The following is a 25,474-nucleotide window of genomic DNA, read 5'->3' as shown; positions in this document are numbered from 1 at the left end:
AGAAGGGAGGCTTGAGCCTCCCTTCTTCGTGCATTTCCCCTTCACGTCGCCGCTGCTTGCTGGCACTCGGCGTGGCAAGGGCAGGTCACCAGATGATCGTTCACCATGCCCACCGCCTGCATGAAGGCGTAGCAGATGGTGCTGCCGACGAAGGTGAAGCCGCGCTTCTTGAGGGCCTTGGACATGGCATCCGACTCTGGTGAGGTCGCCGGAATGTCGCCGTTGCCCTGACGCTGGTTGACGATGGGGGCGCCGCCCACGAAGCCCCACAGATAATCGACGAAGTCGATGCCTTCCGCCTCCAGCGCCAGATAGGCGCGGGCATTTTTGATGATCGATTGCACCTTGAGCCGGTTGCGGATGATGCCGGTATCCTGCATCAGCCGTTCCACATCCTGCTCGTCGAACTGCACGATGCGCACCGGATCAAAATCCGCATAGGCGCGATGGTAGCTCTCGGTGCGCTTGAGGATGGTGATCCACGACAGCCCCGCCTGTTGACCATCGAGGCAGAGCTTGGCAAACAACTCGCGGGCGTCATACACCGGCCTGCCCCACTGCTTGTCATGGTATTCGATGTATTCCGGGTCTCTGGTCACCCAGGCGCAGCGCAGTTCCATTTCCTCTCCCCTGTTTTTCATCGGCCATCGGCAGGCCGCTTGCGTCGGTGACATCATAGGGCAAGCGGCAACATAGCCCCACTAATCCCCTGTAATTTCGCCTATTATCCGACCATGCCAGACGGTATACTCCCTCGGTTCACATTCAGCAAATCTTGCTCTGATTTCATTTCGCGCGAAAAACACTATGCAAAAATTCGATGTCAAAACCTTTCAGGGCCTGATCCTGCAGTTGCAGGACTATTGGTCCCGCCAGGGCTGTACCATCATTCAGCCGCTGGATATGGAAGTGGGTGCCGGTACCTCCCACCCCATGACCTGCCTGCGCGCCCTGGGCCCGGAGCCCATCGCCTGCGCCTACGTACAACCGTCCCGCCGTCCGACTGACGGCCGCTACGGTGAGAACCCGAACCGCCTGCAGCACTACTACCAGTTCCAGGTGATCATCAAGCCCTCCCCAGACAACATTCAGGAACTCTATCTGGGCTCCCTGAAAGAGCTGGGCATGGATCCCGAGATCCACGACATCCGCTTCGTGGAAGACAACTGGGAAAACCCGACGCTGGGTGCCTGGGGCCTGGGTTGGGAAGTGTGGCTGAACGGCATGGAAGTGACCCAGTTCACCTACTTCCAGCAGGTTGGCGGCCTCGAGTGCAAGCCGGTCACCGGCGAGATCACCTACGGTCTCGAGCGTCTGGCCATGTACATCCAGGGTGTGGACAGCGTCTACGACCTGGTCTGGTCTGACGGCCCGCTGGGCAAGACCACCTACGGCGACGTGTTCCACCAGAACGAAGTGGAGCAATCCACCTACAACTTCGAACACGCCGACGTGGAGTTCCTGTTCCACTGCTTCGAGCAGTACGAGAAGGAAGCCCAGAATCTGCTGGCACTGGAAAAACCGCTGCCGCTGCCTGCCTACGAGCGCATCCTCAAGGCCGCTCACTCCTTCAACCTGCTGGATGCCCGCAAGGCCATCTCGGTCACCGAGCGTCAGCGCTACATCCTGCGCATTCGCACCCTGACCAAGGCCGTGGCAGAGGCATACTACGCCTCCCGCGAAGCGCTGGGTTTCCCCATGTGTCAGCGCACAGAGAACAAGCAAGGTTAAGGAACGGACATGGCACAACATACATTTCTGGTAGAGATCGGTACTGCTGAGCTGCCGCCCAAAGCCCTGCGCTCCCTGGCCGAAGCCTTTGCCGACAACTTCAAAGCCGAACTGACCAAGGCCGATCTGGCCTTCGGCGACGTCGAGTGGTTTGCTTCACCGCGCCGTCTGGCGCTGAAGGTAAGCGAGCTGGCTGGCGAACAGCCGAGCAAGAGCGTCGAGAAGCGCGGCCCGGCCGTCTCCCAGGCGTTCGATGCCGAAGGCAAGCCGACCAAGGCTGCCGAAGGCTGGGCCCGTGGCAACGGCATCACCGTTGAGCAGGCCGAGCGTCTGGTCACCGACAAGGGCGAGTGGCTGGTTCACACCGCCAAGGTCGAAGGCCGTCCGGCCGTCGATCTGCTGGGCGAACTGGTTAGCCAGGCACTGGCCAAACTGCCGATCCCGAAGATGATGCGCTGGGGCGACAAGACCATCCAGTTCGTGCGTCCGGTCTTCACCGTGACCCTGCTGCTGGATGGGGATCTGGTTCCCGCTCACATTCTGGGTATCGACTCTGCCCGCACCATCCGCGGCCACCGCTTTATGGGCGAGAGCGAGTTCACCATCGACAACGCCAGCCAGTACCCGCAGATCCTGCAGGAGCGCGGCATGGTGATTGCCGACTTTATGGCGCGCAAGGCCAAGATCAAGGCTGACGCCGAAGCGGCCGCTGCCGCCTTCGGTGGCGTAGCCGATCTGGATGACGCCCTGCTGGAAGAAGTCACCGCACTGGTCGAGTGGCCGGTGGTGCTGACCGCCAACTTCGAAGAGAAGTTCCTGGCCGTTCCGGCTGAAGCGCTGGTTCACACCATGAAGGGTGACCAGAAGTACTTCCCGGTCTACGACAAGAACGGCAAGCTGCTGCCGAAGTTCATCTTCGTCACCAACATCGAGTCCAAAGACCCGAGCCAGATCATCAGCGGCAACGAGAAGGTGGTTCGCCCCCGTCTCTCTGACGCCGAGTTCTTCTTCAAGACCGACCTCAAGCAGACCCTGGCCTCCCGCCTGCCGCGCCTTGAAACCGTGCTGTTCCAGCAACAGCTGGGCACCGTCAAGGCCAAGGTCGAGCGCATCGAGACCGTCGCCGGCTTTATCGCCGAGCGTATCGGCGCCGATGTGGCTCAGGCCAAGCGTGCCGGTCTGCTCTCCAAGTGTGATCTGATGACCAACATGGTCGGCGAGTTCACCGACACCCAGGGTGTCATGGGGATGCACTACGCCCGTCACGATGGCGAAGACGAAGCGGTTGCAGTGGCCCTCAACGAGCAGTACATGCCGCGCTTTGCCGGCGATGCCCTGCCGTCCGGTCTGGTTGCCTGCGCCGTCGCGCTGGCCGACAAGTTCGACACCCTGGCCGGTATCTTCGGCATCGGCATGCTGCCCAAGGGTGACAAGGACCCGTTCGCCCTGCGTCGCGCCGCTCTCGGCATTATCCGCATTATTGTGGAGAAAGAGCTCAAACTAGACCTGCATGAAGTGATCTCTAAAGCGCTATCACTTTATGACGGAAAAGTTGAGCAGTGTGCAGACCAAATTCAGACCTTTATTCTTGAACGCTTGCGCCCTTGGTACCAAGGACAGGGGTTCAGCCCTGATGTAATTCAAGCTGTTCTGGCTGGCAGAGGGGTTGATGACGCACATATCGTTATCTATACCAACCTGTTAGATGTAGACCGTCGAATCAAAGCCGTCAGCCACTTCCGCACGCTGGATGCCGCACTGGCACTGGCTGCCGCCAACAAGCGCGTGAGCAACATTCTGGCCAAGGTCGAGGTTCCACTGCCCACAACCGTCAAACCGGAACTGCTGGTCGATGCCGCCGAGAAGGCACTGGCCACCCAGGTTGCCGGACTGCAAGCCGAACTGGCCCCGCTGTTCGCTGCCGGTGACTATCAGGCTGCCCTCACCCGTCTGGCCGCCCTGCGCGAGCCGGTCGACACCTTCTTCAACGAGGTGATGGTGATGGCCGACGACGAAGCCCTCAAGGCCAACCGTCTGGCACTGCTGAACAACCTGCGCAACCTGTTCCTGCAAGTCGCGGATATCTCCCTGCTGCAGTGATTGAGGTTTGTTGGCTAGATCAAAAAACGGCGCCGAAAGGCGCCGTTTTTATAAAACAAACGGAGATGAACAAAAAAACATTTTAACTCCATCTACCCCATATGAAGTTAATAATATCAATCAAACTTTATAATACTAGCTATCTATTGGTCGATAAGTACATTGACTGAGATCAGCAAGTTCTTTCTTCGTACTTTGTGGCGTTGGATTAAAACTGGCCATCATTTTGTCATTTACATATATATCGAAGTTACTTGCAGTGTTAATGACATGGATAAATTGCTCCCATGCAATGTCTCCACTTCTGAACCCAACGCCTTCTGGGATAAGGTATGAATTCCCATCAACAACAATTTCCACTTTATTGTTAGATGATGGAGATAAATCATTTCCATTTCCTAGTCTAAAGCTAGCCGATGTTTTTTCACCTGTTTCTGTATAACCAAGATCACACATAATGGTGAACTCATCCCCTGATTCATTATTAATGTTAAGCGCTAAAAAGCCCTGTCCAAATTCGCCTTTCCATATATTAGGAACTGCATATGCAGGGGAAATAATCAAACTTGCGGTCATTAAAAGCACTGAAAACCGAACCATTACATAGCTCCTTCTAAAATGGTTAACTCTAATAGCTGCAGATGAGGTATCATCTATTGCTATTAAACACGGAAAGACAAAAAGATCAATTATATGATTAAAAAACATTGAACTGACCCACACTAACTCGTAGGTTAAATTAGTAGCCGAGCGTAATATGACGTTTGCGTTGTCGTAATCATGAAAAAGTAAATTCTTGATCAAGAACACATTAAAGCTATATTAGCCTTCCTTTTTACAAAGCCAGCAGTAAAATGTTTTTCTAGCGACTAAAAATACATGCTGCTTAAGTGAAATTAAAAATTAACTAGCGAGGGTTATTTTCATGGCAAGATATTTTGACTTTATCAAGTGATGAATATGAATTTTACAGTTTGGGGGAGTTAAGAGAAATCTGGCAAAAACTTCCTAACCAAGATGCAATAAATGCCGTTGCAGAAGCACATCAATACTATGATTTTCTAAATGATATGATCGTTGGAAGAGTTCAAAGTTGGTCACACCCATTAGCCCAAAGAGAAACTTGGTTCACCCCATCTAAACTAGTATTGTCTGCACGAGCAGGAGCCATTTCCAGTTGTATTTCGGTTGGTTCATCAATTATTGAATGCGCAATGAGATCGCATGCTGAGAATAGAAAAATCAGGTCTTTAATGAAAAAAGACCCCAAACATAGAACCTTCGGCAAAGTTGTTCACTCGTGGAAAAACCATGGTGTTTTCTCAAATGAAATTTCTGGTGTAGTGGCAGATTTAGACCGTCTCCTAGTAAAAAGAAATAACATTCACCTTTACGCAAGTTTTGGTGAGTCATGGGAAGATAAAGTTAATCAGGAGACCCAAATTCTTGATTCAATTGAAAGGCTATTCAACTTCTTCCAAAATCTGGATCCTGTTAATCCGTAATTATTTATTAGCCGGTAGACGTAATTGGATGTTTGCATAAATTAATTATCCAGCCATAACGACCAGCCGCATTTCTCCCTCCGGCTGACCGCTCCTGTTGCACGGCAACAACCACTATCAACACCTCTCGTTCGTCCGATGACGCTGCGCTAATCGAACCTACGGGGCGACGGAGGCCTACGGGGTATGCTGCTTGGTATTGATCGGTCATTGTCGAATCCATCATGGCCCCGACTTTGCCACACAATCCTCTACCCGATACCCGCCAGCTCCAATGAATAACCTCTGCCGGCGAGATATGAGCTGTTATCCTTTGAGGCAATCTCTCGCGACCCCACGCCTTGAAAGGAACGTCATGGACATACCTGCCGCCCCGTCCTCCCCCCTCTGCCAGCAGTGTCATGAGCAGGTGGATCTCGACTTCGATTTCACCATGGCCTTCCAGCCCATCGTCGATTGCAGCCAGCGCACCCTCTTCGGCTACGAGGCGCTGGTGCGGGGGCTCAACAACGAGCCAGCGCAGAGCGTGATTGATCGGGTCAACGACGACAACCGCTACCGCTTCGATCAGCTGTGCCGGATCAAGGCCATCGCGCTGGCCGCCCGCCTCGATATGCGGGGCATGCTGAGCATCAACTTCCTGCCCAATGCGGTCTATCGCCCGGAGCGCTGCATCCGCACCACATTGCAGGCGGCGCGCGAGCATCTCTTTCCCATCGAACAGATCATGTTCGAGTTCACCGAGGTGGAGCAGGTGCAGGACAACCGCCATATTCGCGGCATCGTGGATCACTATCAGGCCCTTGGCTTCAAGACGGCGATCGACGACTTTGGCGCCGGTTACTCGGGCCTGAGCCTGCTGGCCGATTTTCGCCCCGACATCATCAAACTCGATATGCACCTGCTGCGCGGCATCGATCAGGACCCGATCCGTCAGGCCATCGTTCGCCACTGTCTGGCGCTGTTCACGGAGTTGCAGATCACCCCGCTGGCGGAAGGGGTCGAGACCCGCGACGAGATGGCCTGCCTGCGGGAGATGGGCGTCAGCCTGATGCAGGGCTATCTGTTTGCCCGCCCCGGCTTCGAAACCCTGCCCGAAGTGGATTTCGCCAGCCTGTGAGCGACGCTGGCTATCTCCCTTGGTTGGCGTTCATTCGGGCAAGGCGGGACGGGAGGCGGCCCGGAGGGTATCCACGGGCGGGCGGCAGAAAGCGCTGGACCGGGCAACCCCCTGGGCTAGGATAGGACTGTCACCCTTTGCAACCACCGCTCTGACAGGGACACCATGGCGCAGGTTTCAGGATACCGCTTCTTCGCTCTTTCACTGCTCTTGCTGCTGGCCTTCCAGGTATGGGGGGCGCAAGGCAGGGGCAACATCACACTGGTGAGCTCCCTTGAAACCAGGGAGTCCCCCTATGGTCGCTGGCTCGATCTCATCTATCGGGATGCGTTCGCCCGCCTGGGCTATGCATTCCAGTACCAGGGCTACCCCGGGGGACGGGCCCCCCTGCTGGCAGAGCAGGGACAGGTCGATGGCGAGATCCACCGCGCCGCCAGCTACCAGCAGCAGACCCGCACCCTCCAGCGCGTGCCCGAGCCCCATTTCGCCGTCTCCTATCAGGCCTATGCCCACCAGCCCGGGATCCAGCTGCAGGGGTGGCACAGCCTGCAGGGCACCGGTTATCGGGTCGAGTTTCGCCGTGGCGCCAAGCTGCCGGAGATGATGCTGGGCAAGGTGGTGGCACCGGACCGGCTCTTTGCCATCGCCACCGCCGAGCAGGGGATGGGCAAGCTGCTCAAGGGGCGCAGTGACCTCTATGTGGAGCAGACCCTGATTGCCAGCCAGACCCTGGCCGCCCTGACGCGCCAGGACCCGGGCTATGCCGGCATCTACTCCGCCGGGGTGATGGAGCTGGCCGATTCTTACGTCTATCTGCACGAACGGCATCAGGATCTGCTGGCCCCCCTTGCCGGCGTGATCCGGCAAATGAAGCAGGACGGCACGGTAGCGCGCTATGAGCAGCAGGCCATGGCGGCTGAGGGCACCAGCCAGCCATGACGTCCTCTTTTTCCGCAAGCCCTCCCGCGCCCTGACCATGCAGGAGACCCGGGGCGATCAATTCTGTCGCAGAGTCATGGCCGCAGCGGGCACCCTGTTCGTCAACACCACGTTGACAAAAACGCCCCCTGTATCAGGGAACTCGCCATATAAAACCCCATCGACCTTGTGTTCATCTGGCTTGCGGCCAAAAGGCACCATGTCCGTCTGTGCATACCCCAAATCTTGCAACATCCCCCACTCCGACCGCCCCATCATTTCGATGGAGTCGCGTCATCGTTCCGGCATATCTTCCCCTCGAGGCCCGTGCCAGGGCCCGATCACAGGAGCAATAGATAATGAAAAAAGCAGTAACGGCCGCCTTGCTGGCCATGATGATGGCGGCCTCGGTTCAGGCGGCAGACAAGGTGACCACGGTGCCGGTGCACTTCGCCAAAGGCGCGCACAGCGCCAAGGTTGACGGCACCTTCTCCGGTTATGACACCATCAACTACACCCTGGGCGCCAAAGAAGGCCAGACCATGACGGTCGCCATCACCGGCAGCACCAATGCCAACTTCAACGTCTTCGCGCCGGGCGCCATCCCGGGTCAGGCCGAGGCACTGGGCGGCGGCAACGTGGACACAAAATGGCAAGGCACCCTGCCCAAGTCGGGCAAGTACCTGATCCAGGTCTACCAGATGCGCGCCACCGCCCGTAAAGGCGCCAAGGTCCCCCACTCCCTGTCGGTCGGCATTCAGTAACCGACGCCAATATTGCCTGTGTGACAAGCAAGAAGGAGCCCATGAGGCTCCTTCTTTGTCATTGTGTGCTGGCACTGCGACCCGGGTAACGGCTCAGCCCTTGTAGGCGGGCAGCAGGTCCACCATGTTGAGCAGGTGGAAGGCGGCGGTCAGCACGCCGAACAGGATCACCAGGACGATCATGAAGAGGCCGCCGGGGGCGCGGAAACCCTCGCCACCTTCTTCGCGCCGGGCCGCCCGCACCTTCCAGGCCAGCAGGGGCGGGATGATGCAGGTCCACAGGGTCGCCACGGCGCCCGCATAGCCGATGGCCACCAGGAAGCCGAACGGGAACAGCAAGGAGAGCACCAGGGGCGGCAGGAAGGTCACCGCCCAGGACTTGGCGCGGCCACCCCGGCTGTTGTCGAACTTGAACAGATCCGCCAGGTAGTCGAACACCCCGAGCCCCACCCCGATGAAGGAGGAGAGGATGGCCGCCATGGAGAAGGCGTTGAGGGCGCTGGCCACCGCCTTGGACTCGATCACCGAACCGAGAGCCTTGAGCAGGGCATCCACGTTGCCCCCCTCTGCGATCACCGGGCCGAACTCGCTGCGGGGCAGGTTGCCAAAGACGCTCACCAGCCAGATGAGGTAAAACGCGAGCGCGATCAGGGTGCCCCCCAGAATGGCGCGGCTGGCACGGCGCTCTTCACCGTAGTAGGCGCGCATGGAGGAGACCGAATGGTGGTAGCCGAACGAGGTGAGCGCCACCGGCAGCATCACCAGGGCATAGGGGGCGTAGCTCACTTCGCTGCCCACCCGGTCGAGCAGCAGATCGAGGCGCACGTTCATCGACAGGCCCGAGATGCCGAAGGCAAAGCTCAGCCCCATCAGGATCACCAGCAACACCGAGATGCGGTCCACCGCCCGGGTGGAGTGCCACACCAGCAGGGAGAAGGCCAGGGTAAAGAGCACGGACGCCCACTGGCTGCCCATCCCCGTCATGCCGTTGATGATGAGACCGGCCGAGGTGATGTAGGCATAGAGCAGGATGCCGCCGACGAAATAAACGCTGAGATTGTTGAGGGCGTTGACCTTCTCCCCCAGCAGATCCCGGGTCACGGTATCGAAGGAGACGCGCAGGGGATAGCCCCGATAGGACTCCAGCAGCATCCAGCCGGAGACCGTCATCACCACCATGGTCAGTGCCACCGCGAGCATGGACCAGAGGGTCCAGGCGCCCGCCCCCGCACTCGGCAGCCCCAGCATGCCGGCCCCCACACAGACGCCGGCAATGATGCATGCCCCGCCCACCAACGATGGTTTCTGTTCCATTACTCCCCCAAACGGATTGTCGACTGGTCACGGCACACCGCCGTGCTTCTCCTGCGTTCGCCACTGCTGGCGCCGGGGGACTTTACCCTGCATGCCTTCGGGTATCAAATCCGGAGGGGAAATGGGGGGAAACGGGCCGGATCCTGCGCCCCATCCGTGGAATATGTTCGGGATGGGGCCAGGTTCAGCACACCAGGATCAGCCGGTGTAGACGGGCAGCAGACCCGCCATGGCCATCAGGTGGAAGATGGCGGTAAGCACCCCGAAGACGATGACGGCCACCACCATGGGCTGGCCACCGGGGGCCTTGAACCCCGCCTCGTCCGGGGCCAGCTCCCGGGACTTCTTCGCCAGCAGGGCCGGGATGATGCAGGCCCAGACGGTCGCCGCGGCCCCGGCATAGCCGATGGCCACCACGAAGCCGAACGGGAACATCAGGGAGAGCGCCAGGGGGGGCAGGAAGGTCACCGCCCAGGATTTGGCCCGCCCCCGGCGACTGTTGTCGAACCGGAACAGATCCGCCAGATAGTCGAACACCCCGAGCCCCACCCCGATGAAGGAGGAGAGGATGGCCGCCATGGAGAAGAGGTTGATGGCCTGGGAGACCTGCCTGGACTCGATCACCGAGGCCAGCGCCCCCAGCAGCACATCCACGTCACCCCCCTTGGCGATGACGGGGCCGAAGGCGGGACGAGGCAGGTTGCCGAAGATGCTGAGCAGCCACAGCAGATAGAGCGCCAGGGCGATCAGGGTCCCCCCCAGGATCGCCTGCCTGGCTTTCTGCTCCTCGCCGTAATAGGCGCGCATCGATGCCACCGAGTGGTGGTAGCCAAACGAGGTGAGCGCCACCGGCAACATGGCCAGGGCGTAAGGGGCGCGGCCCAGCTCCTCGGCAAAGGAGTTGAACAGCTTGGCGGTGTCGACCTTGCTGGCAAGCCCGGAGACCCCGAACACGAAGCTCAGCACCATAAAAACGATCAGGACGACCGAAATCCTGTCCACCGCCCGGGTCGAATGCCAGACGAACCAGGAGAACACCAGCACGAACAACACCGAGGCCAGCTGGCTATTGATGCCCAGCAGGCCGCCCAGGATGAGACCCGACGAGGTGATGTAGGCATAGAGCAAAATGCCGCCCACGAAATAGACGGTGAGGTTGTTGAAGAGATTGATCCTGCGACCGAGCAGATCCTTGGTCACCGAGTTGAAGGAGGCAGTCAATGCGTAGGGTTTCAGGGCTTCCAGCAGCATCCAGCCTGAAACCGTCATGACGACCATGGTAAGAATGATGGCGAGGGTTGACCAGCTGGTCCAGGCCCCGGCTCCCGCGCTCGGCAGCCCCAGCATGCCGGCACCGACACAGACGCTGGCAATGATGCAGGCCCCTCCAATGACGGACGGTGTTGATGTCATGTGTGTCACTCCAAATCTTTCACAGAGCAGTGAAAAAAAAGGGCACAGAAAAATCTGTGCCCCTGACTCGTTATGCTTCTATCAATTTTTTCTGCGTCTTGCCGGCTGACGAGTCGTTATGCTCGACCTCTTTCAGTCTGGCGGTGAAGTGGCGCAGCACGGCCGGCTCGTAAATGAAGTCCAGCCCCTTCACCCGGTGGGCGTTCTTCTTCACCTCGCCGAAGGCCTCGATGACAAAGTCCATGTGGGTCTGGGTATAGGTGGCACGGGGGATGGTCAGGCGCAGCAGCTCCGCCGGGCAGGGGTGCTGCTTGCCGGTGGCGGGGTCGCGCCCCAGCAGCAGGGAACCTATCTCCACCGCCCGGATGCCGGCGACCTTGTAGAGCTCGCAGGCCAGGGCGTGGGCCGGGAACTGATCCGCCGGGATGTGGGGCAGCAGCTTGCCCGCATCCACGAAGGCCGCATGGCCCCCTGCCTGCTGGCACACCACGCCGATGGCCTCCAGCCCGTCCACCAGGTACTGCACCTGGCCGATGCGATAGGCCAGCCAGTCCTGGCGCATGCCGTCCCGCAGGCCCACCGCCAGGCGCTCCATGGCGCCCCCTTCCAGGCCGCCATAGGTCGGGAAGCCCTCCTGCACCACGCACAGGGTGCGGCACTCGGTGTAGACGTCCAGCATGCTGTCATCCTTGAAGCACAGCAGCCCCCCCATCTGCACCATGGCATCCTTCTTCGCCGACATGGCGAGGCCGTCCGCGTACTTGTAGGACTCTCTGGTGATCTCCTCGATGGTCCAGTTCGCGTAGCCGGGCTCCCGCTGCTGGATGAAGTAGGCGTTCTCGGCGAAGCGGGCGGAGTCCATGATGACGGGGATGTCGTACTTTCTGGCGATCTCGTACACCGCCTTCAGGTTGGCAATGGAGACCGGCTGCCCCCCGGCGGAGTTGCAGGTGATGGTGCTGACGATGTAGGGCACGTTGGCGGGGCCCGCCTCCAGGATGGCCTCTTCCAGCTTCACCAGATCGAAGTTGCCTTTGAAGTCGGCGGTGACCGAGGTATCGAACGCCTCCCTGGTGTAGACGTTCTTCGCCACGCAGCAGTTGATCTGGGTGTGGCCCTGGGTGGTGTCGAAGAAGTAGTTGGAGAGGGCCACCATCTTCTTGCGATCCAGCCCCTTCTCCTGCTCCCGCTTCTTGATGAGCACGGGGATGTAAATCTGCTCGGCGCCGCGCCCCTGGTGAGTGGGGATGGTCAGGGAGTAGCCGAAGATCTCCTGCACCGCCTGTTGCAGGGCATAGTAGCTGCGGCTGCCGCTGTAGGCCTCGTCACCGCGCAGCATGGCGGCCTGCATGTCCTGAGTGATGGCGCCGGTGCCGCTGTCGGTCAGCAGGTCGATGAAGACGTCTTCGCTGTCCAGCAGGAAGGGGTTCATGCCCGCCCGGACAATGGCCTCTTCCCGATAGGCACGGGTGGTGCGCTTGACCGGCTCGATGACACGAATACGGAAGGGTTCGGGCAGATGCTTGAAGTTTTCCATAATATAAACACCCCAGATTTAAATATTCAAAATGAGTCTCTTCCCCCGCCGAAAATAGAATGTCCGGCAGGTGGGAAATATTGGGAAATGGATGCACGACATCGCCTCGCCAGAATAAACAGGCGAAGACAGGTGCAGCTATTTCAGTTCAGGAATGGAGGCGGGCTTGTGGCATGGCAGGCATGCTGCGCCGCCGCGGGGAATTACAGCGGGAAGAAGAACGCGATCTTATGGTCCAGGGTAAACCACTTGGGATAGCTGACCTTGATATTCATGTTGTTGCTCATCCAATTGAAATTAACAACGCCAAATAACAGCACCCATTATGGTGGGGAGCGCTATATGATCAATTGCAATATGAGCAAAGTGGGATGGCGCTAACAATTTGGCGGGGGATTTTTATACAGCTTATTATCGCCAATCCGAAAGATCCTCCCATCATCCACCTTTTGCCCTTTCCCCCCTCAGTGGCTCAGCCAGGGCAGCCGCTGCAACAGCTCGTAGCGGTCAGGGATCGGTGTCTGGCTGACCCAGAGATCCAGCAAGCCATAGGAGAGCAGCGGCAACACCAGCAGCAACAGACAGAGCAGCCCCAGCAGTTGGCGGGGGGCGAGTCGCTGCCCTTGCGTGCCAAGATGCAGGGCATCGGCCCGCTTGGGGCAGGCGGCCACGCAGCTCTGGCAACTGGTGCACTCGAGACTGCGCACCGCGATAAGCTGGTGTACCTGGATGCGCGAGGGGCAGGCCCGGCTGCACTTGTCGCAGTCGTGGCCCAGGCTTCGCAGGCAGCGGGCCGGGTCGCGGCGAATGCGCAATGGGGTCAGCAGGCCGAGCAGGGCGAACCAGGCGCCATAGGGGCAGAGATAGCGACAGAACCCTTGCCGAAAGGTGGCGGTGAGCAGCAGCACCCAGCCAAGGCACAGGCCCGAGATCAGGGTCAGGTTGAAGAAGAAGGCCCCCATCTTCATGTCCGCTGCCTGATGGTAGGGGCTGGCGAGGTAGCCGGACAGGGCGGCGGCGGGTACCGCCAGCAATATGATGAAGAGCAGAAAACCGAGCACCAGAAACTTCTGGCCGCGCAACACGGCATCGAGCCAGCGCGGCGGGGTCCACTCCCCCGGCAACAGGCGCGAGCGCAGGCCGTGCAGCCACTCCCCCACCAGCCCGAGCGGGCAGAACCAGGCGCAGAACGCCCGACCCAGCAGCAGGGCCGACAGGGAGAGCACCAGCACGGTGACGGTGGCCGCCGGGTGATGGGGGTCCGTCAGCCCCTGCCCGAGCCAGGCCCGCAGCCCGAGACCACCGGCGATGGGCAGGAAACCGTCCACCACGTCGGGGCGCACCAGCCAGGGAACCGTCCCCCGTGCCAGCAGCCAGATATAGACCCCATATTGCACCGACACCAGCAACCAGCAGAGCAGCAGCAGATGACGCGCCCACTCCCGCAGCGGCTGACTGCCCAGCTCGTCCAGTGCGGGGAAGGGCTGGATGCGATGAAGCAGGCTGAGACTGCCGACCACCAGCCCCAGGCCAAGCCAGAGGCTGACATCTGCCGCCGCCAGCCAGGCAATGACCAGCACTCCGAGGGAGAGTCGAGATGACCAGCCCGGCCCCGTTTTCAACACCAACAGGACCAGATAGACCAGTCCGGCCACCATGGTCATCGCCTCAATCACGCTCATGCATCCTCCACTGCGTACACCCGATCTGGCGGCAAGGATAACCAACATCTGAGTTGATTATTTTGATCTGCATAGGCACAGGGGGAGATTCGGGCCAGTGCCCCTGCCCGCGATTGAGCCTTATGCCTTGCGGCTGTGGAACAGCGGCTGGTCGGATTCGGCCTGCTCGGCCCAGAAGTGGATGTTGAAGCGGGCATCCTCCGACAACTCGACCCTGTGCCAGTATCGAGGCGGGCTGGTGGCAAACTCCCCGGCCCGGATCACCAGGCTCACCTCAGGCTCTTCGGCCTGCTCATCGGCAAAGCCGTGATAGGTGACGGTGCCCTCCATCACGCAGAGCTGGCCGAACACCCCGGCCGCGGTGTTGTGATGGGTGAGCAGGGCCTGGGGCACATTCTCGCGGGTAAAGAAGGGAGTGGAGCGGCGCACCACCCAGTGAGACGGGATCAGTTGCATGGCCATATCGGTTCTCCTCGAGTGGCCGGGTCGACCCGGCCGGTGCAATGAAAGGGGTTAACGGGGCAGCTGACGCAGCAGCGGGAAGGCGGCGCTCATCTGATCTCCACCCACCACGAAGCCGCACAGATCGCCTGCTTGGTCGCGGGCCTCGGCCACCATGCCGTGGCTGTTCCAGCGGCACTGCCAGGCGAGATCCTCGCCCCGGGTGCGACCGGCCAGTTGCAGCGGGTAGCGCGGCGTCTTCACCTTCACCAGCATGGGCGGCAGGGTCAGCGGGGTCGGTGTGCCGAGCAGGGTGCGCGCCAGCGCATTGGCCCCCAGCACGATGGGTTGCAGGAAGGGGAGCAACTGACCTTGCCACTGCACGCAATCCCCCAGGGCGAAGATGTGGGGATCGCTGGTCTGCAGCCGATCATCGACCAGGATGCCGCGCTCCACTGCCAGCCCGGCCCCCCGGGCCAGGGCCAGATTCGGCCGCAGGCCGATCGCGGCGATCACCAGATCCTGCTCGCTGACGCGCCCGTCACTCAGGGTGACGCGCCAGCCATCCCCCGGCTGGGCATCTATCCTGGCGAGACCTGTCCCGAACTGCAGGCTGACCCCCTGGCTGCGCAGCGCCTGTTGCAGCGGCTGGGTCAGAGTGGCGGGCAGCAGGGCGCTTAAGGGGCTGTCGGCCAGATCCACCAGCGTCACCTCTTTTCCTGCGCTCGCCATGTCCATCGCCAGCTCGCAGCCGATGAGCCCCGCCCCCAGCACCAGGATGCGGCGGGCCTGGCGCAGTTGCGCCTCGATGGCGGCGAACTCCTGCTGGCTGTTGAGGGTGACCAGGGATTCGCTGCCCGGCAGATCGGGGCGCGCCGCGCTCGCCCCGGTGGCCAGCACCAGCTGGCCGTAGGGGAATTCCCCTCGTTCGGTCAGCACCAACCGCCGGGCAGGGTCGATGCCATGCACCGGGCAGTGGGGCAGCAGCGCGATGCGCTGCTGCTCGGCAAAATCGCTGCCGCTCTGGCGGGTCATAGCCGCGGCAGGGCAGCCCCGACTCACCACGTGGCTCAAGTCGGGCTTGTTGTACTCGTCACCGCTGTCGGCGGTGATGAGGCGGATGGGCTGCTCGGCATCCAGCTTGCGCAGGCTCTTGACCAGCTGCTGGGCAGCGAAGCCGCTGCCGATCACCACTATCTCCCGGCTGATGCCAGCGTCAGTTTGAATTGCCGCGCTCATACACAGGCCTCCACGGAGCAGGGTTCGAATACCTCCTTGCCGATGCCGCAGCCGGGGCAAAGGAAACTGTCCGGCACCTGGGCCCAGGGGGTGCCCGGCGCCACCAGCTGATCCGGCTCGCCCTGGGCCGGGTCATAGACCCACTGGCAGACGGTGCAGAGCATGGCCTGGTCATCGTCCCATTCGGCGGCGGCCGCTGCGGCTTGCGGCTCAACAGCAGGCATCGCGGGGACGGGCGTCACGGTTACCTGGGTTGTGGTGATCGGGCGGGGTGCGTCCAGCGGGTGCAACGCCCACTGACGGGCGAGCTGGCGGCCATGCTCGCGGCATTCGGCCAGCGCCGAACCATCCGGGCGCCACTTGGCCTTGAGGGAGATGCTGATGTCAAAGCCTGCGTCCATCAATCGGGTCTGGATCCGGTCCACCGCACCGCCGGTCCAGCCGTAGCTGCCGAAGGCCGAGGCACGCTTGTTGCGAAAACGCAGACCGGTGATCTCCTCGAGCATGCCCGCCACCTTGGGCATCATGACGTTGTTCATGGTGGAGGAGCCCACCAGTATCCCCTTGGAGCGGAACACCTGGGTCAGGATCTCGTTCTTGTCGTGGCGGGCCACGTTGTAGATCTTCACCGCCACGCCCGGGTCCACCTCGTGGATGCCCTGGGCGATGGCGTCGGCCATCATGCGGGTGTTGTTGGACATGGAGTCGTAGAACAAGGTGATGCGGTCTTCCTGATAGTGGTCGGCCCACTCCAGGTATTTCAGGATGATCTGGGTGGGGTCCTCGCGCCAGACGATGCCGTGGGAGGTGGCCACCATGCTCACTGGCAGGTTGAAGCCCAGCACCTCCTTGATCTTGGCGGTCACCAGGGGGCTGAAGGGGGTGAGGATGTTGGCGTAGTAGCGCTGGCACTGCTCCATCAGCTCGCTCTGATCCACCTCGTCGTTGAACAGGTGTTCGTCGCAGTAGTGCTGGCCGAAGGCGTCGTTGGAGAAGAGCACCGCGTCCTCGGTCATGTAGGTCATCATGCTGTCGGGCCAGTGCAGCATGGGGGTCTCGATGAACACCAGCTGCTTGCCGTTGCCGATGTCCAGGCTGTCACCGGTCTTGACCGGGTGGAAGTTCCACTCCGGGTGGTGATGATGGCCGGTGATGGAGTCGATGGCGTTGTGGGTGCAGTAGATGGGGGTGCCGGGAATGCGGGTCATCAGCTCGGTCAGGGCGCCGGCGTGATCCTCCTCGGCGTGGTTGATCACCACGTAGTCGATGGCGGCGAGATCGATCTCGGCCGCCAGGTTCTGCACGAACTCCCGGCTGAACTTGTGATCGACGGTGTCGATCAGCACGTTTTTCCCTTCGCGGATGAGGTAGCTGTTGTAGCTGGTGCCCTTGTGGGTCTTGTACTCGGTGCCGTGGAAGTCGCGTACCTCCCAGTCCCGTTGGCCGACCCAGTGGATGTTGTTCTTGACGTGAATGCTCATCAGGAGTTCCTCGAATGCAATAGTGTATGTTCGACTGAACCAGCTATTGCAGCGGACGTGCCAAATTGTAAACCATTGTTTTTAATGGCTTCGCATATCACTCGTTGTCATTAAGACACCACACCTTTATAGTCAAAATCACAAACATACTGTCATTTGGACAATTATCGTGATCTCGACCGACAGCCTGGCGCGCATCGCCCTCGACCTGCAACTCGGCATCTCCCATCAGGACCGCTTCCACCGCCTGATCCAGAGCGTGCGCAGCCTGCTGAACTCGGATGCCTCGGCCCTGCTGCGCTACGAGGGGGGCCAGTTCATCCCGCTGGCCATCGACGGCCTGATGCAGGACGTGCTGGGGCGCCGCTTCGCCGTCAAGGATCACCCGCGCCTCGAGGCCATCGCCCGCGCCGGGGATGTGGTGCGCTTCCCTGCCGACAGCGCCCTGCCCGACCCCTATGACGGCCTGCTGCCGGATCACGACGACTTCAAGGTACACGCCTGCGTCGGCCTGCCGCTCTTCTCGGATCAGGCGCTGATCGGCGCCCTGACCATAGACGGCATGAACCCGACCCAGTTCGACGGCATCAGCGACGAGGAGCTGCGGCTGGTGGGGGCTCTGGCCGCCGCCGCCCTCGACAACGCCCTGCTGCTGGAGCGGCTCGCCCGCCAGAGCAGCGAACCCCTCGCTCCCTCCACCCAGAATGGGCCGGGCCAGCCCGAGATGATTGGCCGCTCCCCCGCCATGGCCCGGTTGCGCCACGAGATAGACGTGGTGGCAAGCTCCGAGCTGAATGTGCTGATTTTGGGGGAGACCGGGGTCGGCAAGGAGCTGATCGCCAAGGCGGTGCATGGCGGCTCGCCCCGCGCCCATGCCCCCCTGGTCTACCTCAACTGCGCCGCCCTGCCCGAATCCGTGGCCGAGAGCGAGCTGTTCGGCCACGTGAAGGGGGCCTTCACCGGCGCCATCCACAATCGGGCGGGCAAGTTCGAGCTCGCGGACAAGGGCACTCTGTTTCTCGACGAGATAGGGGAGCTCTCCCTGGCGCTGCAGGCCAAGCTGCTGCGGGTGCTGCAATACGGCGATCTGCAGCGGATCGGTGACGACACCCCGCTCAAGGTGAATGTGCGCATCCTGGCGGCCACCAACCGGGATCTGAAACAGGCGGTGGTCGAGGGGCAGTTTCGGGCCGACCTCTACCACCGGCTGAGCGTCTTCCCGATCCACGCCCCGGCACTGCGGGAACGTCCGGGCGACATTCCCCTGCTGGCCGGTTACTTTTGCGAGCGCTGCCGGCTCGGCCTGGGGCTGGAGCAGCTGCGTATCCAGCCACAGGCGCTGCAACTGCTCGAGCGCCACGACTGGCCCGGCAACGTGCGGGAGCTGGAGCACGCCATCCACCGCGCCGCCGTGCTGGCCAGGGCCGAACAGGGCAGCCCCTCGCCGACCCTGAAACCCCACCACTTCAACCTGGGACCGACGGGCTCATCCCTTCCCGCCGACACCGTCAGCCAGCCCGCCTCTCCGGCCATTGCCGGCCTGGGCCTGCGCGCCGCCACCGATCTGTTCCAGCGCCAGCTCATCGAGCAGACCCTGACGGCCCATGACGGCAACTGGGCCGCCACCGCCCGGGCGCTGGATCTGGACGGCGGCAACCTGCACCGCCTCGCCAGGCGGCTCGGCCTCAAGGCCTGACGCCCCAGATACGAGAGGGGCCCAAAAACAGAAACCCCCTCGCTGGCGAGGGGGTTTCTTGTTCATGGCACCCGTGGCGCCGTCAGCGCAGGGACTTGACCGAGCGGCGGACAATGAGCTCGGGCTGCACCGTCATGGACTCCACTTCCAGCTCCTTGTTGCGGATCCGGCTCACCAGTTGCTGCACCGCCAGCAGACCGAGCTCGGCCTTGGGGTGGCGGATGGTGGTGAGCGGCGGGCTGGAGAAGCGCGCCATCTCCACGTCGTCATAGCCGATCATGGAGATATCGTCCGGCACCTTGACCCCGGCCTCCCAGGCGGCGCAGATGGCACCGATGGCCATGGGATCGTCGAAGGCAAAGACCGCGGTCGGGCGAGGGGTGAGGGCCAGGATGCGCTGCATGGCATCGAAGCCGCTCTGGCTCTCGTAGTCCCCTTCGAAGATCTGCTCTTCTTTCAGGGTCATCCCCTGTTCAGCCAAGGCATCGCGCACCCCGTCCAGCCGTTGCTGGGTAGTCGGCTTGGCGAGATGGCCGGTGATGCAGACGATGTTGGTGTGGCCCTGCTCCAGCAGATGACGCACCGCCAGACGCGCGCCGATGCGGGCGTTGTCGTTGATCACGTTGGCGAAATCGCACTCGTTGCCCCAGTCCAGCACCACTTGCGGCACGTTTTTGTGGATACGCAGCATGTCCCTGAACTGGGTGTCGATATCGGTCCCCAGCACCAGCAGACCGTCGACCCGCTTCTCCATCAGCATGCGCAGATAGTGCTGCTGGCGTGGCGGCTGGTTCTCGGTGTTGCACAGGATCAGGCTGTAACCCTGCTCGAAGCAGTAGGCTTCCACCCCCTGTACCACTTCCGCGAAGAAGGGGTTGGCACTGGTGGTCACCAGCATGCCAATGGTCTTGGTCGAATTGATCTTGAGACTGCGCGCCACCGAGTTGGGCGCGTAGTTCAGCTCTGCCACCGCCTCAAGCACTTTCTGGGTTGCGTCTTCGCTGACCCGACGGGTGTGATTGAGTACATGTGAGACGGTGGAGATGGATACGCCTGCGCGCGAGGCGACATCCTTGATAGTTGCCATCTCTGTCTCCTGAATAACAAAGGCGGAACAGTAGCAGATTTCCCGAATAAAGGCTTGGTTTTAACGGGCGCTGCCAGTGAATTATCAATGCTGGCTAATCTATGCGGTCATTTCTTTTTGCGCAAACGGATTTTGGTCAAAATGAGAGCGGACGCAGAATGAAATATCGTCAGTTTTTTACTCTGGAAATTGTCACCATGACAATTTGTTATCTGTATGTTGCACCATCGCGGCGACATTAAACTCCAATAAACAGCAATAAACTGCGTGTTAGTTTCACAAAACCCCTCTCGCGCCTGCTCCGGTTAGTATCTTTAACATCTTGTTATTGCCCGGCGAGGAATGATAGAACCTTATCTATCGCCGGGCTGGCGGGACACAGGCTCGGAATGACGTGCATAAAATGAAACAATTCACTGATTAAGGGACGAATCAATGCATAACTTCAGCAAAATGGCAGTCAGAGCAGCGGTTTCTTTGGCTCTGTTTGGATCAGTTTCCATGGCCAATGCGGCCGACACCATCAAGATCGGCATCGCCGGCCCCCTGACCGGCCCGGTCGCCCAGTACGGTGACATGCAGTTCACCGGCGGCAAGATGGCGGTCGAGCAGATCAACAAGGCGGGCGGCATCAAGGGCAAGCAGATCGAAGCCGTCATCTATGACGATGCCTGCGATCCCAAGCAGGCCGTGGCCATCGCCAACAAGGTGATCAACGACGGCGTCAAGTTCGTGGTCGGCCACCTCTGCTCCGACAACACCCTGCCCGCCTCCGACATCTATGAAGATGAAGGGGTCCTGATGGTCACCCCCGCCTCCACCAACCCCAAGATCACCGAGCGCGGTTACCAGCTGACCCTGCGTACCATCGGTCTGGACAGCGACCAGGGCCCGACCGCTGCCAAGTACATCATCGAGCAGGTCAAACCCCAGCGCGTGGCCGTCATCCACGACAAGAAACAGTACGGTGAAGGCATCGCCTCCAGCGTGAAAGCCGCGCTGGACAAGGCCGGCGTCAAGGTCGTTGCCTATGAGGGCATCACCGCAGGCGACAAGGACTTCTCCGCCCTGATCGCCAAGCTGCAGAAAGAGAACGTCGACTTCGTCTACTACGGCGGCTACCACCCCGAGCTGGGTCTGATCCTGCGCCAGGCTGGCGAGAAGGGTCTGAAGGCCAAGTTCATGGGTCCGGAAGGCGTGGGCAACAAGGACATCTCCGCCATCGGCGGCCCGGCTTCCGAAGGCCTGCTGGTGACCCTGCCAAACAAATATGACTTGGTGCCGGCCAACGCCCCCATCGTAGAAGCGTTCAAGGCCAAGGGTCAGGACTCCTCCGGTCCGTTCGTGTGGACCACCTACGCCGCCATGCAGGCCCTGGCGGCCGGTATCGCCAAGGCGGGCGAGGATGATCCGGCTGCCGTCGCTGCCGCCATCAAGGCCGCACCGATCGACACCGTGATGGGCCCCCTGACCTGGGCACCGAACGGTGACCTGAAAGGCTTCGAATTCGGTGTCTTCCAGTGGCACGCCGACGGTACCTCCACTCAACTCAAATAATCTGCCGGTCGGGGTGACGTGAGTCACCCCTCCTTTCTTTGCGGGCAAGTACACAGGGAACGCGGTATGTCCGAACACCTTCTTTATCTGGTTCAGCAGTTGCTGAACGGATTGACCATAGGCAGCACCTATGCGTTGATCGCCATCGGCTACACCATGGTCTACGGCATCATCGGCATGATCAACTTCGCCCACGGCGAGGTCTACATGATCGGCTCCTATGTCGCCTTCATGGTGATGGCCGGGCTCATGATGATGGGCATCGACAGCACCGTGCTGCTGCTGGGGGGCGCCTTCCTGGTCAGCATCATCATCACCGGCAGCTATGGCTGGTCCATAGAACGGGTGGCCTATCGTCCACTGCGGGGCGGCAACCGCCTGATCCCCCTCATCTCAGCCATCGGCATGTCGATCTTCCTGCAGAACATGATGCGGATGGCCCAGGGCTCGCGTGACATCGCCATGCCCACTCTGATCTCCGGGGGCTGGACCCTCGGCGGCGAGGATGGCTTCCAGGCCAGCCTCTCCTACATGCAGCTCATCATCTTCGTGGTGACCTTCGTCACCATGCTGGCGTTGACCCAGTTCATCGGCCGCTCCCGCATGGGGCGTGCCTGCCGAGCCTGTTCCGAAGACATCAAGATGGCCAACCTGTTAGGGATAGACACCCACGTGGTCATCTCCATCACCTTCGTGCTGGGGGCCGCCCTGGCCGCCGTCGCGGGGGTGCTGCTCGGCATGTACTACGGTGTCATCAACCCCTATCTCGGCTTCATGGCGGGCTTGAAGGCCTTCACCGCCGCGGTATTGGGCGGCATCGGCAGCATTCCCGGCGCCGTGCTGGGCGGCCTGCTGCTCGGCGTGGTGGAAGCGCTCACCGCGGGCTATCTCAGCACCGAGTACAAGGATGTGATGGCGTTCGCCCTGCTCATCTTCGTGTTGCTCTTCATGCCCACCGGCATCCTGGGTCGTCCGGAGGTCGAGAAGGTATGAAAAACCAATCTATGCATGCCCTCGTGCTGCTGTTCATGACCATCACTGGCATTCTCGGCCGTCCGGAAGTGGAGAAAGTCTGATGAAACGTCAATTTATCCATGCCTGCATCGCCAGCCTGGTGCTGCTGGTGCTCTCCTTCTGGCTGCTCGGCTTCAAGCTGGAGACCGATGGCTCCCGCCTGCTGGTGGTGAGCCGCCTCGATGTATCGCTGGCCTGGCTGCTGGGGGGCGCCACCATCGTCTTCTGGTTCCAGATGCTGCGCGGCCAGATAAGCCGGCTGTTCCAGGCCTCCATCAGCGGCTTCTCCGTCGGCTTCACCAAGCTGGTGCTGCCAAGCCCCGAAGAGGCCCCCAAGCTCTATAACCTCACCGCCGTGCTGGTGCTGCTGTTTGCGGTGAGCTGGCCCTTCATGGCCTCTCGCGGCGCCATCGATCTGGCCACCCTCACCCTGATTTACATCATGCTGGGGCTGGGACTGAACGTGGTGGTGGGCCTCGCCGGTCTGCTCGACCTCGGCTACGTCGGCTTCTATGCGGTCGGCGCCTACAGCTACGCCCTGCTCAACACCTACTTCGGTCTGAGCTTCTGGGAGTGTCTGCCCATCGCCGGTCTGCTGGCGGCCACCTTCGGCTTCCTGCTCGGGTTCCCGGTGCTGCGGCTGCGGGGGGACTACCTGGCCATCGTCACCCTGGGCTTTGGCGAGATCATCCGCATCCTGCTCAACAACATGACCACCCTGACCGGCGGTCCGAACGGGATCTCCGGCATTCCGAAACCGACCCTGGGGGGGCTCGAGTTCAACCGCACCGTCAAGGATGGGGGCTTTGGCACCTTCCACGACTTCTTCGGCATCGCCTACAACGCCAACCACAAGGTGATCTTCCTCTACCTGATGGCCCTGGTGCTGGTAGTGGCGACCCTGTTCGTCATCAACCGCCTGCTGCGCATGCCGCTCGGCCGTGCCTGGGAGGCGCTGCGGGAAGACGAGATCGCTTGCAAGTCCCTGGGGCTCAACCCCACCATCATCAAGCTGACCGCCTTCACCATAGGCGCCTGCTTCGCGGGTTTTGCCGGCAGCTTCTTCGCCTCGCGCCAGGGCTTCATCAGCCCGGAATCCTTCGTCTTCATCGAGTCGGCCATCGTCCTTGCGATTGTGGTGCTGGGAGGCATGGGATCCCAGATCGGGGTCGTGCTGGCGGCCATCGTGATGACGGTGCTGCCGGAGCTCGCCCGCGAGTTCAACGAATATCGCATGCTGATGTTCGGTCTCTTGATGGTATTCATGATGATCTGGCGGCCGCAGGGACTGCTGCCCATGAGTCGACCCCATATGGAGCTGCGTAAATGAGCAACAATCAACCATTGTTGGATGTCTCAGATCTGTCGATGCGCTTTGGCGGCCTGCTCGCAGTCAACGGCGTCAAGCTGGATGTGGAAAAGGGGGAGGTGATCTCCATCATCGGCCCCAACGGGGCGGGCAAGACCACCATCTTCAACTGCCTGACCGGCTTCTATCGCCCGAGTGGCGGTGTCATTCGCTACAAGGGTGAGGAGATCCAGGGGTTGCCCGGCCACCTCATCGCCCGCAAGGGCATAGTGCGGACTTTCCAGCACGTGCGCCTGTTCAAGGAGATGACGGCGGTGGAAAACCTGCTGGTGGCCCAGCACAGGCATCTCAATACCGGCTTCATCGCCGGCCTGTTCAAGACCCCCTCCTTCCGCCGCGCCGAGAAAGAGGGGCTGGAGCAGTCCGCCTTCTGGCTGGAGAAGGTGGGCCTCAAGGATCTCGCCAACCGCGCCGCGGGCAACCTGGCTTACGGCCAGCAGCGCCGCCTCGAGATCGCCCGCTGCATGGCGACCCGGCCCGAACTGCTGATGCTCGATGAACCGGCCGCAGGTCTCAATCCCAAGGAGACCGACGAGCTCAACGAGCTCATCTCCAACCTGCGAGACGAGTTCGGGGTCTCGGTGCTGCTGATCGAGCACGATATGAAGCTGGTGATGGAGATCTCCAACCGCATCTTCGTGGTCAACCAGGGCACCCCGCTGGCCCACGGCAAACCGGACGAAATCCGCAGCAATCCGGCGGTGATCAAGGCCTATCTGGGCGAGTCGTAAGGACAAAAAGATGTTAGAACTTCGCAACGTATCGACCCACTACGGCAAAATTCAGGCGCTGCACGACGTCAGCGTCGAGGTGAAAGAGGGGGAAATCGTCACCCTGATCGGCGCCAACGGCGCCGGCAAGACCACTCTGCTGATGACCCTGTGTGGCGAGCCCAAGCCCAGCAGCGGTTCCATCTGGTTCGAGGGGGAGCAGATAGACTCTCTCACCACCGCCCGCATCATGCGCAAGGACATCGCCGTGGTGCCGGAGGGGCGCCGCATCTTCGCCCGCCTCACGGTGGAGGAGAACCTGCTGATGGGGGCCTTCTTCGTCGACAAGGCGGAGCAGCGCGGCCTGCTGGATCAGATATTTACCTTGTTCCCCCGCCTGCACGAGCGGCTGGAGCAGCGGGCAGGCACCATGTCCGGCGGCGAGCAGCAGATGCTGGCCATCGGCCGCGCCCTGATGAGCAAGCCGCGCCTGCTGCTGCTGGATGAACCCTCCCTGGGACTCGCGCCCATCGTCATCCAGCAGATCTTCGACACCATAGAGCAACTGCGCCAGAAGGGGATGACCATCTTCCTGGTGGAGCAGAACGCGAACCAGGCGCTCAAGCTGGCGGATCGCGGCTATGTGCTGGAGAACGGCCGGGTGGTGCTGCAAGACACGGGAGAGGCCCTGCTGGCCAACCCCGCCGTCCGCCAGGCCTATCTCGGCGGCTGAGGATGCAGCAACCATCGTCACCCTTCCCCTGCCGCGCTCCCCGAGCCCGGCAGGGGAACAGCC

The 25,474-nt window shown here is 61.0% G+C and carries 24 protein-coding genes; 12 read left to right on the top strand and 12 right to left on the bottom strand.

The genetic code is table 11. The features are described from left to right. Positions 1–41 precede the first annotated feature (41 nt). The gene (locus C2U47_RS10645; RefSeq protein ID WP_041214140.1) at positions 42–620 is read right to left on the bottom strand and encodes a DNA-3-methyladenine glycosylase I; all 579 of its coding nucleotides are present in this window, start codon (positions 618–620) and stop codon (positions 42–44) included. 187 nt (positions 621–807) lie between these two features. Here C2U47_RS10645 and glyQ point away from each other — a divergent pair, with 187 nt between their 5' ends. Both glyQ and glyS read left to right on the top strand, forming a co-directional pair. After that, entirely contained in the window at positions 808–1,731 is a 924-nt protein-coding gene (gene glyQ, locus C2U47_RS10640) for a glycine--tRNA ligase subunit alpha (protein ID WP_041212022.1), read from the top strand. A 9-nt stretch (positions 1,732–1,740) separates the two neighbouring features. Next, positions 1,741–3,831, top strand: coding sequence for a glycine--tRNA ligase subunit beta (glyS, locus tag C2U47_RS10635; RefSeq protein WP_049636375.1), 2,091 nt, complete (start codon positions 1,741–1,743; stop codon positions 3,829–3,831). Between the two features lie 135 nt (positions 3,832–3,966). On the opposite strand, the gene C2U47_RS22880 is transcribed toward glyS, so the two are convergent. After that, positions 3,967–4,431, bottom strand: a complete 465-nt coding sequence (locus C2U47_RS22880; RefSeq protein WP_125117531.1) for a hypothetical protein — start codon at positions 4,429–4,431, stop codon at positions 3,967–3,969. Between the two features lie 338 nt (positions 4,432–4,769). Between C2U47_RS22880 and C2U47_RS22875 the strand changes: the two genes are divergently transcribed. From C2U47_RS22875 to C2U47_RS10625, 3 genes are all read left to right on the top strand, one after another. Then, on the top strand, positions 4,770–5,336 hold the full coding sequence (locus C2U47_RS22875) for a hypothetical protein (RefSeq protein WP_125117532.1): 567 nt from the start codon (positions 4,770–4,772) through the stop codon (positions 5,334–5,336). Positions 5,337–5,691: 355 nt separating this feature from the next. Beyond that, positions 5,692–6,456, top strand: a complete 765-nt coding sequence (locus tag C2U47_RS10630) for an EAL domain-containing protein (RefSeq protein WP_049636374.1) — start codon at positions 5,692–5,694, stop codon at positions 6,454–6,456. Between the two features lie 165 nt (positions 6,457–6,621). After that, positions 6,622–7,395, top strand: coding sequence for a hypothetical protein (locus C2U47_RS10625; protein ID WP_049636373.1), 774 nt, complete (start codon positions 6,622–6,624; stop codon positions 7,393–7,395). Positions 7,396–7,452: 57 nt separating this feature from the next. Here the strand turns inward: C2U47_RS10625 and C2U47_RS10620 are convergent, their stop codons facing one another. Then, a complete protein-coding gene (locus tag C2U47_RS10620; protein ID WP_154670450.1) occupies positions 7,453–7,629 on the bottom strand; it encodes a hypothetical protein in 177 nt (58 codons plus the stop codon). A 104-nt stretch (positions 7,630–7,733) separates the two neighbouring features. Between C2U47_RS10620 and C2U47_RS10615 the strand changes: the two genes are divergently transcribed. Then, positions 7,734–8,138, top strand: coding sequence for a hypothetical protein (locus C2U47_RS10615; RefSeq protein WP_010672394.1), 405 nt, complete (start codon positions 7,734–7,736; stop codon positions 8,136–8,138). 93 nt (positions 8,139–8,231) lie between these two features. On the opposite strand, the gene C2U47_RS10610 is transcribed toward C2U47_RS10615, so the two are convergent. The 8 genes from C2U47_RS10610 to norV form a co-directional block, all read right to left on the bottom strand. Continuing rightward, positions 8,232–9,452 (bottom strand): aromatic amino acid transporter, encoded by a 1,221-nt coding sequence (locus C2U47_RS10610; RefSeq protein WP_049636371.1) that lies wholly within the window; start codon positions 9,450–9,452, stop codon positions 8,232–8,234. Between the two features lie 198 nt (positions 9,453–9,650). Then, positions 9,651–10,865, bottom strand: coding sequence for an aromatic amino acid transporter (locus C2U47_RS10605; protein WP_045522579.1), 1,215 nt, complete (start codon positions 10,863–10,865; stop codon positions 9,651–9,653). A 70-nt stretch (positions 10,866–10,935) separates the two neighbouring features. Beyond that, positions 10,936–12,402 (bottom strand): tryptophanase, encoded by a 1,467-nt coding sequence (gene tnaA, locus C2U47_RS10600; protein ID WP_049636370.1) that lies wholly within the window; start codon positions 12,400–12,402, stop codon positions 10,936–10,938. 203 nt (positions 12,403–12,605) lie between these two features. Continuing rightward, positions 12,606–12,677, bottom strand: coding sequence for a tryptophanase leader peptide (gene tnaC, locus C2U47_RS23755; protein ID WP_223302601.1), 72 nt, complete (start codon positions 12,675–12,677; stop codon positions 12,606–12,608). Positions 12,678–12,866: 189 nt separating this feature from the next. Then, entirely contained in the window at positions 12,867–14,084 is a 1,218-nt protein-coding gene (locus tag C2U47_RS10590) for a 4Fe-4S binding protein (RefSeq protein ID WP_102948970.1), read from the bottom strand. A 120-nt stretch (positions 14,085–14,204) separates the two neighbouring features. Further along, complete coding sequence (locus tag C2U47_RS10585; protein ID WP_049636368.1) at positions 14,205–14,546, bottom strand: DUF1971 domain-containing protein; 342 nt, start codon at positions 14,544–14,546, stop codon at positions 14,205–14,207. 51 nt (positions 14,547–14,597) lie between these two features. Continuing rightward, positions 14,598–15,764, bottom strand: coding sequence for an NADH:flavorubredoxin reductase NorW (gene norW, locus C2U47_RS10580; RefSeq protein WP_049636367.1), 1,167 nt, complete (start codon positions 15,762–15,764; stop codon positions 14,598–14,600). Then, complete coding sequence (gene norV, locus C2U47_RS10575) at positions 15,761–17,245, bottom strand: anaerobic nitric oxide reductase flavorubredoxin (protein WP_049636366.1); 1,485 nt, start codon at positions 17,243–17,245, stop codon at positions 15,761–15,763. The genes norW and norV overlap by 4 nt, the downstream gene beginning before the upstream one ends. A gap of 169 nt (positions 17,246–17,414) precedes the next feature. Between norV and norR the strand changes: the two genes are divergently transcribed. Further along, complete coding sequence (norR, locus tag C2U47_RS10570) at positions 17,415–18,941, top strand: nitric oxide reductase transcriptional regulator NorR (protein ID WP_049636365.1); 1,527 nt, start codon at positions 17,415–17,417, stop codon at positions 18,939–18,941. Positions 18,942–19,023: 82 nt separating this feature from the next. Here the strand turns inward: norR and C2U47_RS10565 are convergent, their stop codons facing one another. Beyond that, entirely contained in the window at positions 19,024–20,028 is a 1,005-nt protein-coding gene (locus C2U47_RS10565; protein ID WP_010672385.1) for a substrate-binding domain-containing protein, read from the bottom strand. Positions 20,029–20,463: 435 nt separating this feature from the next. Between C2U47_RS10565 and C2U47_RS10560 the strand changes: the two genes are divergently transcribed. From C2U47_RS10560 to C2U47_RS10540, 5 genes are all read left to right on the top strand, one after another. Then, positions 20,464–21,585, top strand: a complete 1,122-nt coding sequence (locus C2U47_RS10560; RefSeq protein ID WP_039041003.1) for a branched-chain amino acid ABC transporter substrate-binding protein — start codon at positions 20,464–20,466, stop codon at positions 21,583–21,585. A gap of 66 nt (positions 21,586–21,651) precedes the next feature. Further along, positions 21,652–22,578, top strand: a complete 927-nt coding sequence (gene livH, locus C2U47_RS10555; protein WP_010672383.1) for a high-affinity branched-chain amino acid ABC transporter permease LivH — start codon at positions 21,652–21,654, stop codon at positions 22,576–22,578. A gap of 82 nt (positions 22,579–22,660) precedes the next feature. After that, positions 22,661–23,929 carry a high-affinity branched-chain amino acid ABC transporter permease LivM gene (locus C2U47_RS10550; protein ID WP_039041002.1) on the top strand — a complete coding sequence of 423 codons (1,269 nt, stop codon included), beginning with the start codon at positions 22,661–22,663 and terminating at the stop codon, positions 23,927–23,929. Further along, positions 23,926–24,699: a high-affinity branched-chain amino acid ABC transporter ATP-binding protein LivG gene (gene livG, locus C2U47_RS10545; protein WP_010672381.1), complete on the top strand. Its 774-nt coding sequence runs from the start codon at positions 23,926–23,928 to the stop codon at positions 24,697–24,699. Before C2U47_RS10550 ends, livG begins: the two co-directional genes overlap by 4 nt. Positions 24,700–24,709: 10 nt before the next feature. Next, a complete protein-coding gene (locus C2U47_RS10540) occupies positions 24,710–25,411 on the top strand; it encodes an ABC transporter ATP-binding protein (RefSeq protein ID WP_010672380.1) in 702 nt (233 codons plus the stop codon). Positions 25,412–25,474: the final 63 nt, after the last annotated feature.

This window comes from Aeromonas sp. ASNIH7 (assembly GCF_002903485.1).
Lineage (GTDB): Bacteria > Pseudomonadota > Gammaproteobacteria > Enterobacterales > Aeromonadaceae > Aeromonas > Aeromonas caviae.
The sequence above is the reverse complement of the archived record's forward strand: the minus strand, read 5'-3'. Positions and strand labels throughout refer to the sequence as shown.

What these genes read in the sequence shown, in the direction of transcription:
- C2U47_RS10610 (WP_049636371.1), bottom strand. Translation starts at nt 9,452, where the DNA reads ATGGAACAGAAACCATCGTTGGTGGGCGGGGCATGCATCATTGCCGGC.
- C2U47_RS10565 (WP_010672385.1), bottom strand. Translation starts at nt 20,028, where the DNA reads ATGGCAACTATCAAGGATGTCGCCTCGCGCGCAGGCGTATCCATCTCC.
- C2U47_RS22880 (WP_125117531.1), bottom strand. Translation starts at nt 4,431, where the DNA reads ATGGTTCGGTTTTCAGTGCTTTTAATGACCGCAAGTTTGATTATTTCC.
- C2U47_RS10625 (WP_049636373.1), top strand. Translation starts at nt 6,622, where the DNA reads ATGGCGCAGGTTTCAGGATACCGCTTCTTCGCTCTTTCACTGCTCTTG.
- glyQ (WP_041212022.1), top strand. Translation starts at nt 808, where the DNA reads ATGCAAAAATTCGATGTCAAAACCTTTCAGGGCCTGATCCTGCAGTTG.
- C2U47_RS10605 (WP_045522579.1), bottom strand. Translation starts at nt 10,865, where the DNA reads ATGACATCAACACCGTCCGTCATTGGAGGGGCCTGCATCATTGCCAGC.
- C2U47_RS10540 (WP_010672380.1), top strand. Translation starts at nt 24,710, where the DNA reads ATGTTAGAACTTCGCAACGTATCGACCCACTACGGCAAAATTCAGGCG.
- C2U47_RS10585 (WP_049636368.1), bottom strand. Translation starts at nt 14,546, where the DNA reads ATGGCCATGCAACTGATCCCGTCTCACTGGGTGGTGCGCCGCTCCACT.
- C2U47_RS10645 (WP_041214140.1), bottom strand. Translation starts at nt 620, where the DNA reads ATGGAACTGCGCTGCGCCTGGGTGACCAGAGACCCGGAATACATCGAA.
- C2U47_RS10620 (WP_154670450.1), bottom strand. Translation starts at nt 7,629, where the DNA reads ATGTTGCAAGATTTGGGGTATGCACAGACGGACATGGTGCCTTTTGGC.
- C2U47_RS10550 (WP_039041002.1), top strand. Translation starts at nt 22,661, where the DNA reads ATGAAACGTCAATTTATCCATGCCTGCATCGCCAGCCTGGTGCTGCTG.
- tnaA (WP_049636370.1), bottom strand. Translation starts at nt 12,402, where the DNA reads ATGGAAAACTTCAAGCATCTGCCCGAACCCTTCCGTATTCGTGTCATC.
- norW (WP_049636367.1), bottom strand. Translation starts at nt 15,764, where the DNA reads ATGAGCGCGGCAATTCAAACTGACGCTGGCATCAGCCGGGAGATAGTG.
- C2U47_RS10590 (WP_102948970.1), bottom strand. Translation starts at nt 14,084, where the DNA reads ATGAGCGTGATTGAGGCGATGACCATGGTGGCCGGACTGGTCTATCTG.
- livH (WP_010672383.1), top strand. Translation starts at nt 21,652, where the DNA reads ATGTCCGAACACCTTCTTTATCTGGTTCAGCAGTTGCTGAACGGATTG.
- C2U47_RS10615 (WP_010672394.1), top strand. Translation starts at nt 7,734, where the DNA reads ATGAAAAAAGCAGTAACGGCCGCCTTGCTGGCCATGATGATGGCGGCC.
- C2U47_RS10560 (WP_039041003.1), top strand. Translation starts at nt 20,464, where the DNA reads ATGCATAACTTCAGCAAAATGGCAGTCAGAGCAGCGGTTTCTTTGGCT.
- C2U47_RS10630 (WP_049636374.1), top strand. Translation starts at nt 5,692, where the DNA reads ATGGACATACCTGCCGCCCCGTCCTCCCCCCTCTGCCAGCAGTGTCAT.
- glyS (WP_049636375.1), top strand. Translation starts at nt 1,741, where the DNA reads ATGGCACAACATACATTTCTGGTAGAGATCGGTACTGCTGAGCTGCCG.
- norV (WP_049636366.1), bottom strand. Translation starts at nt 17,245, where the DNA reads ATGAGCATTCACGTCAAGAACAACATCCACTGGGTCGGCCAACGGGAC.
- livG (WP_010672381.1), top strand. Translation starts at nt 23,926, where the DNA reads ATGAGCAACAATCAACCATTGTTGGATGTCTCAGATCTGTCGATGCGC.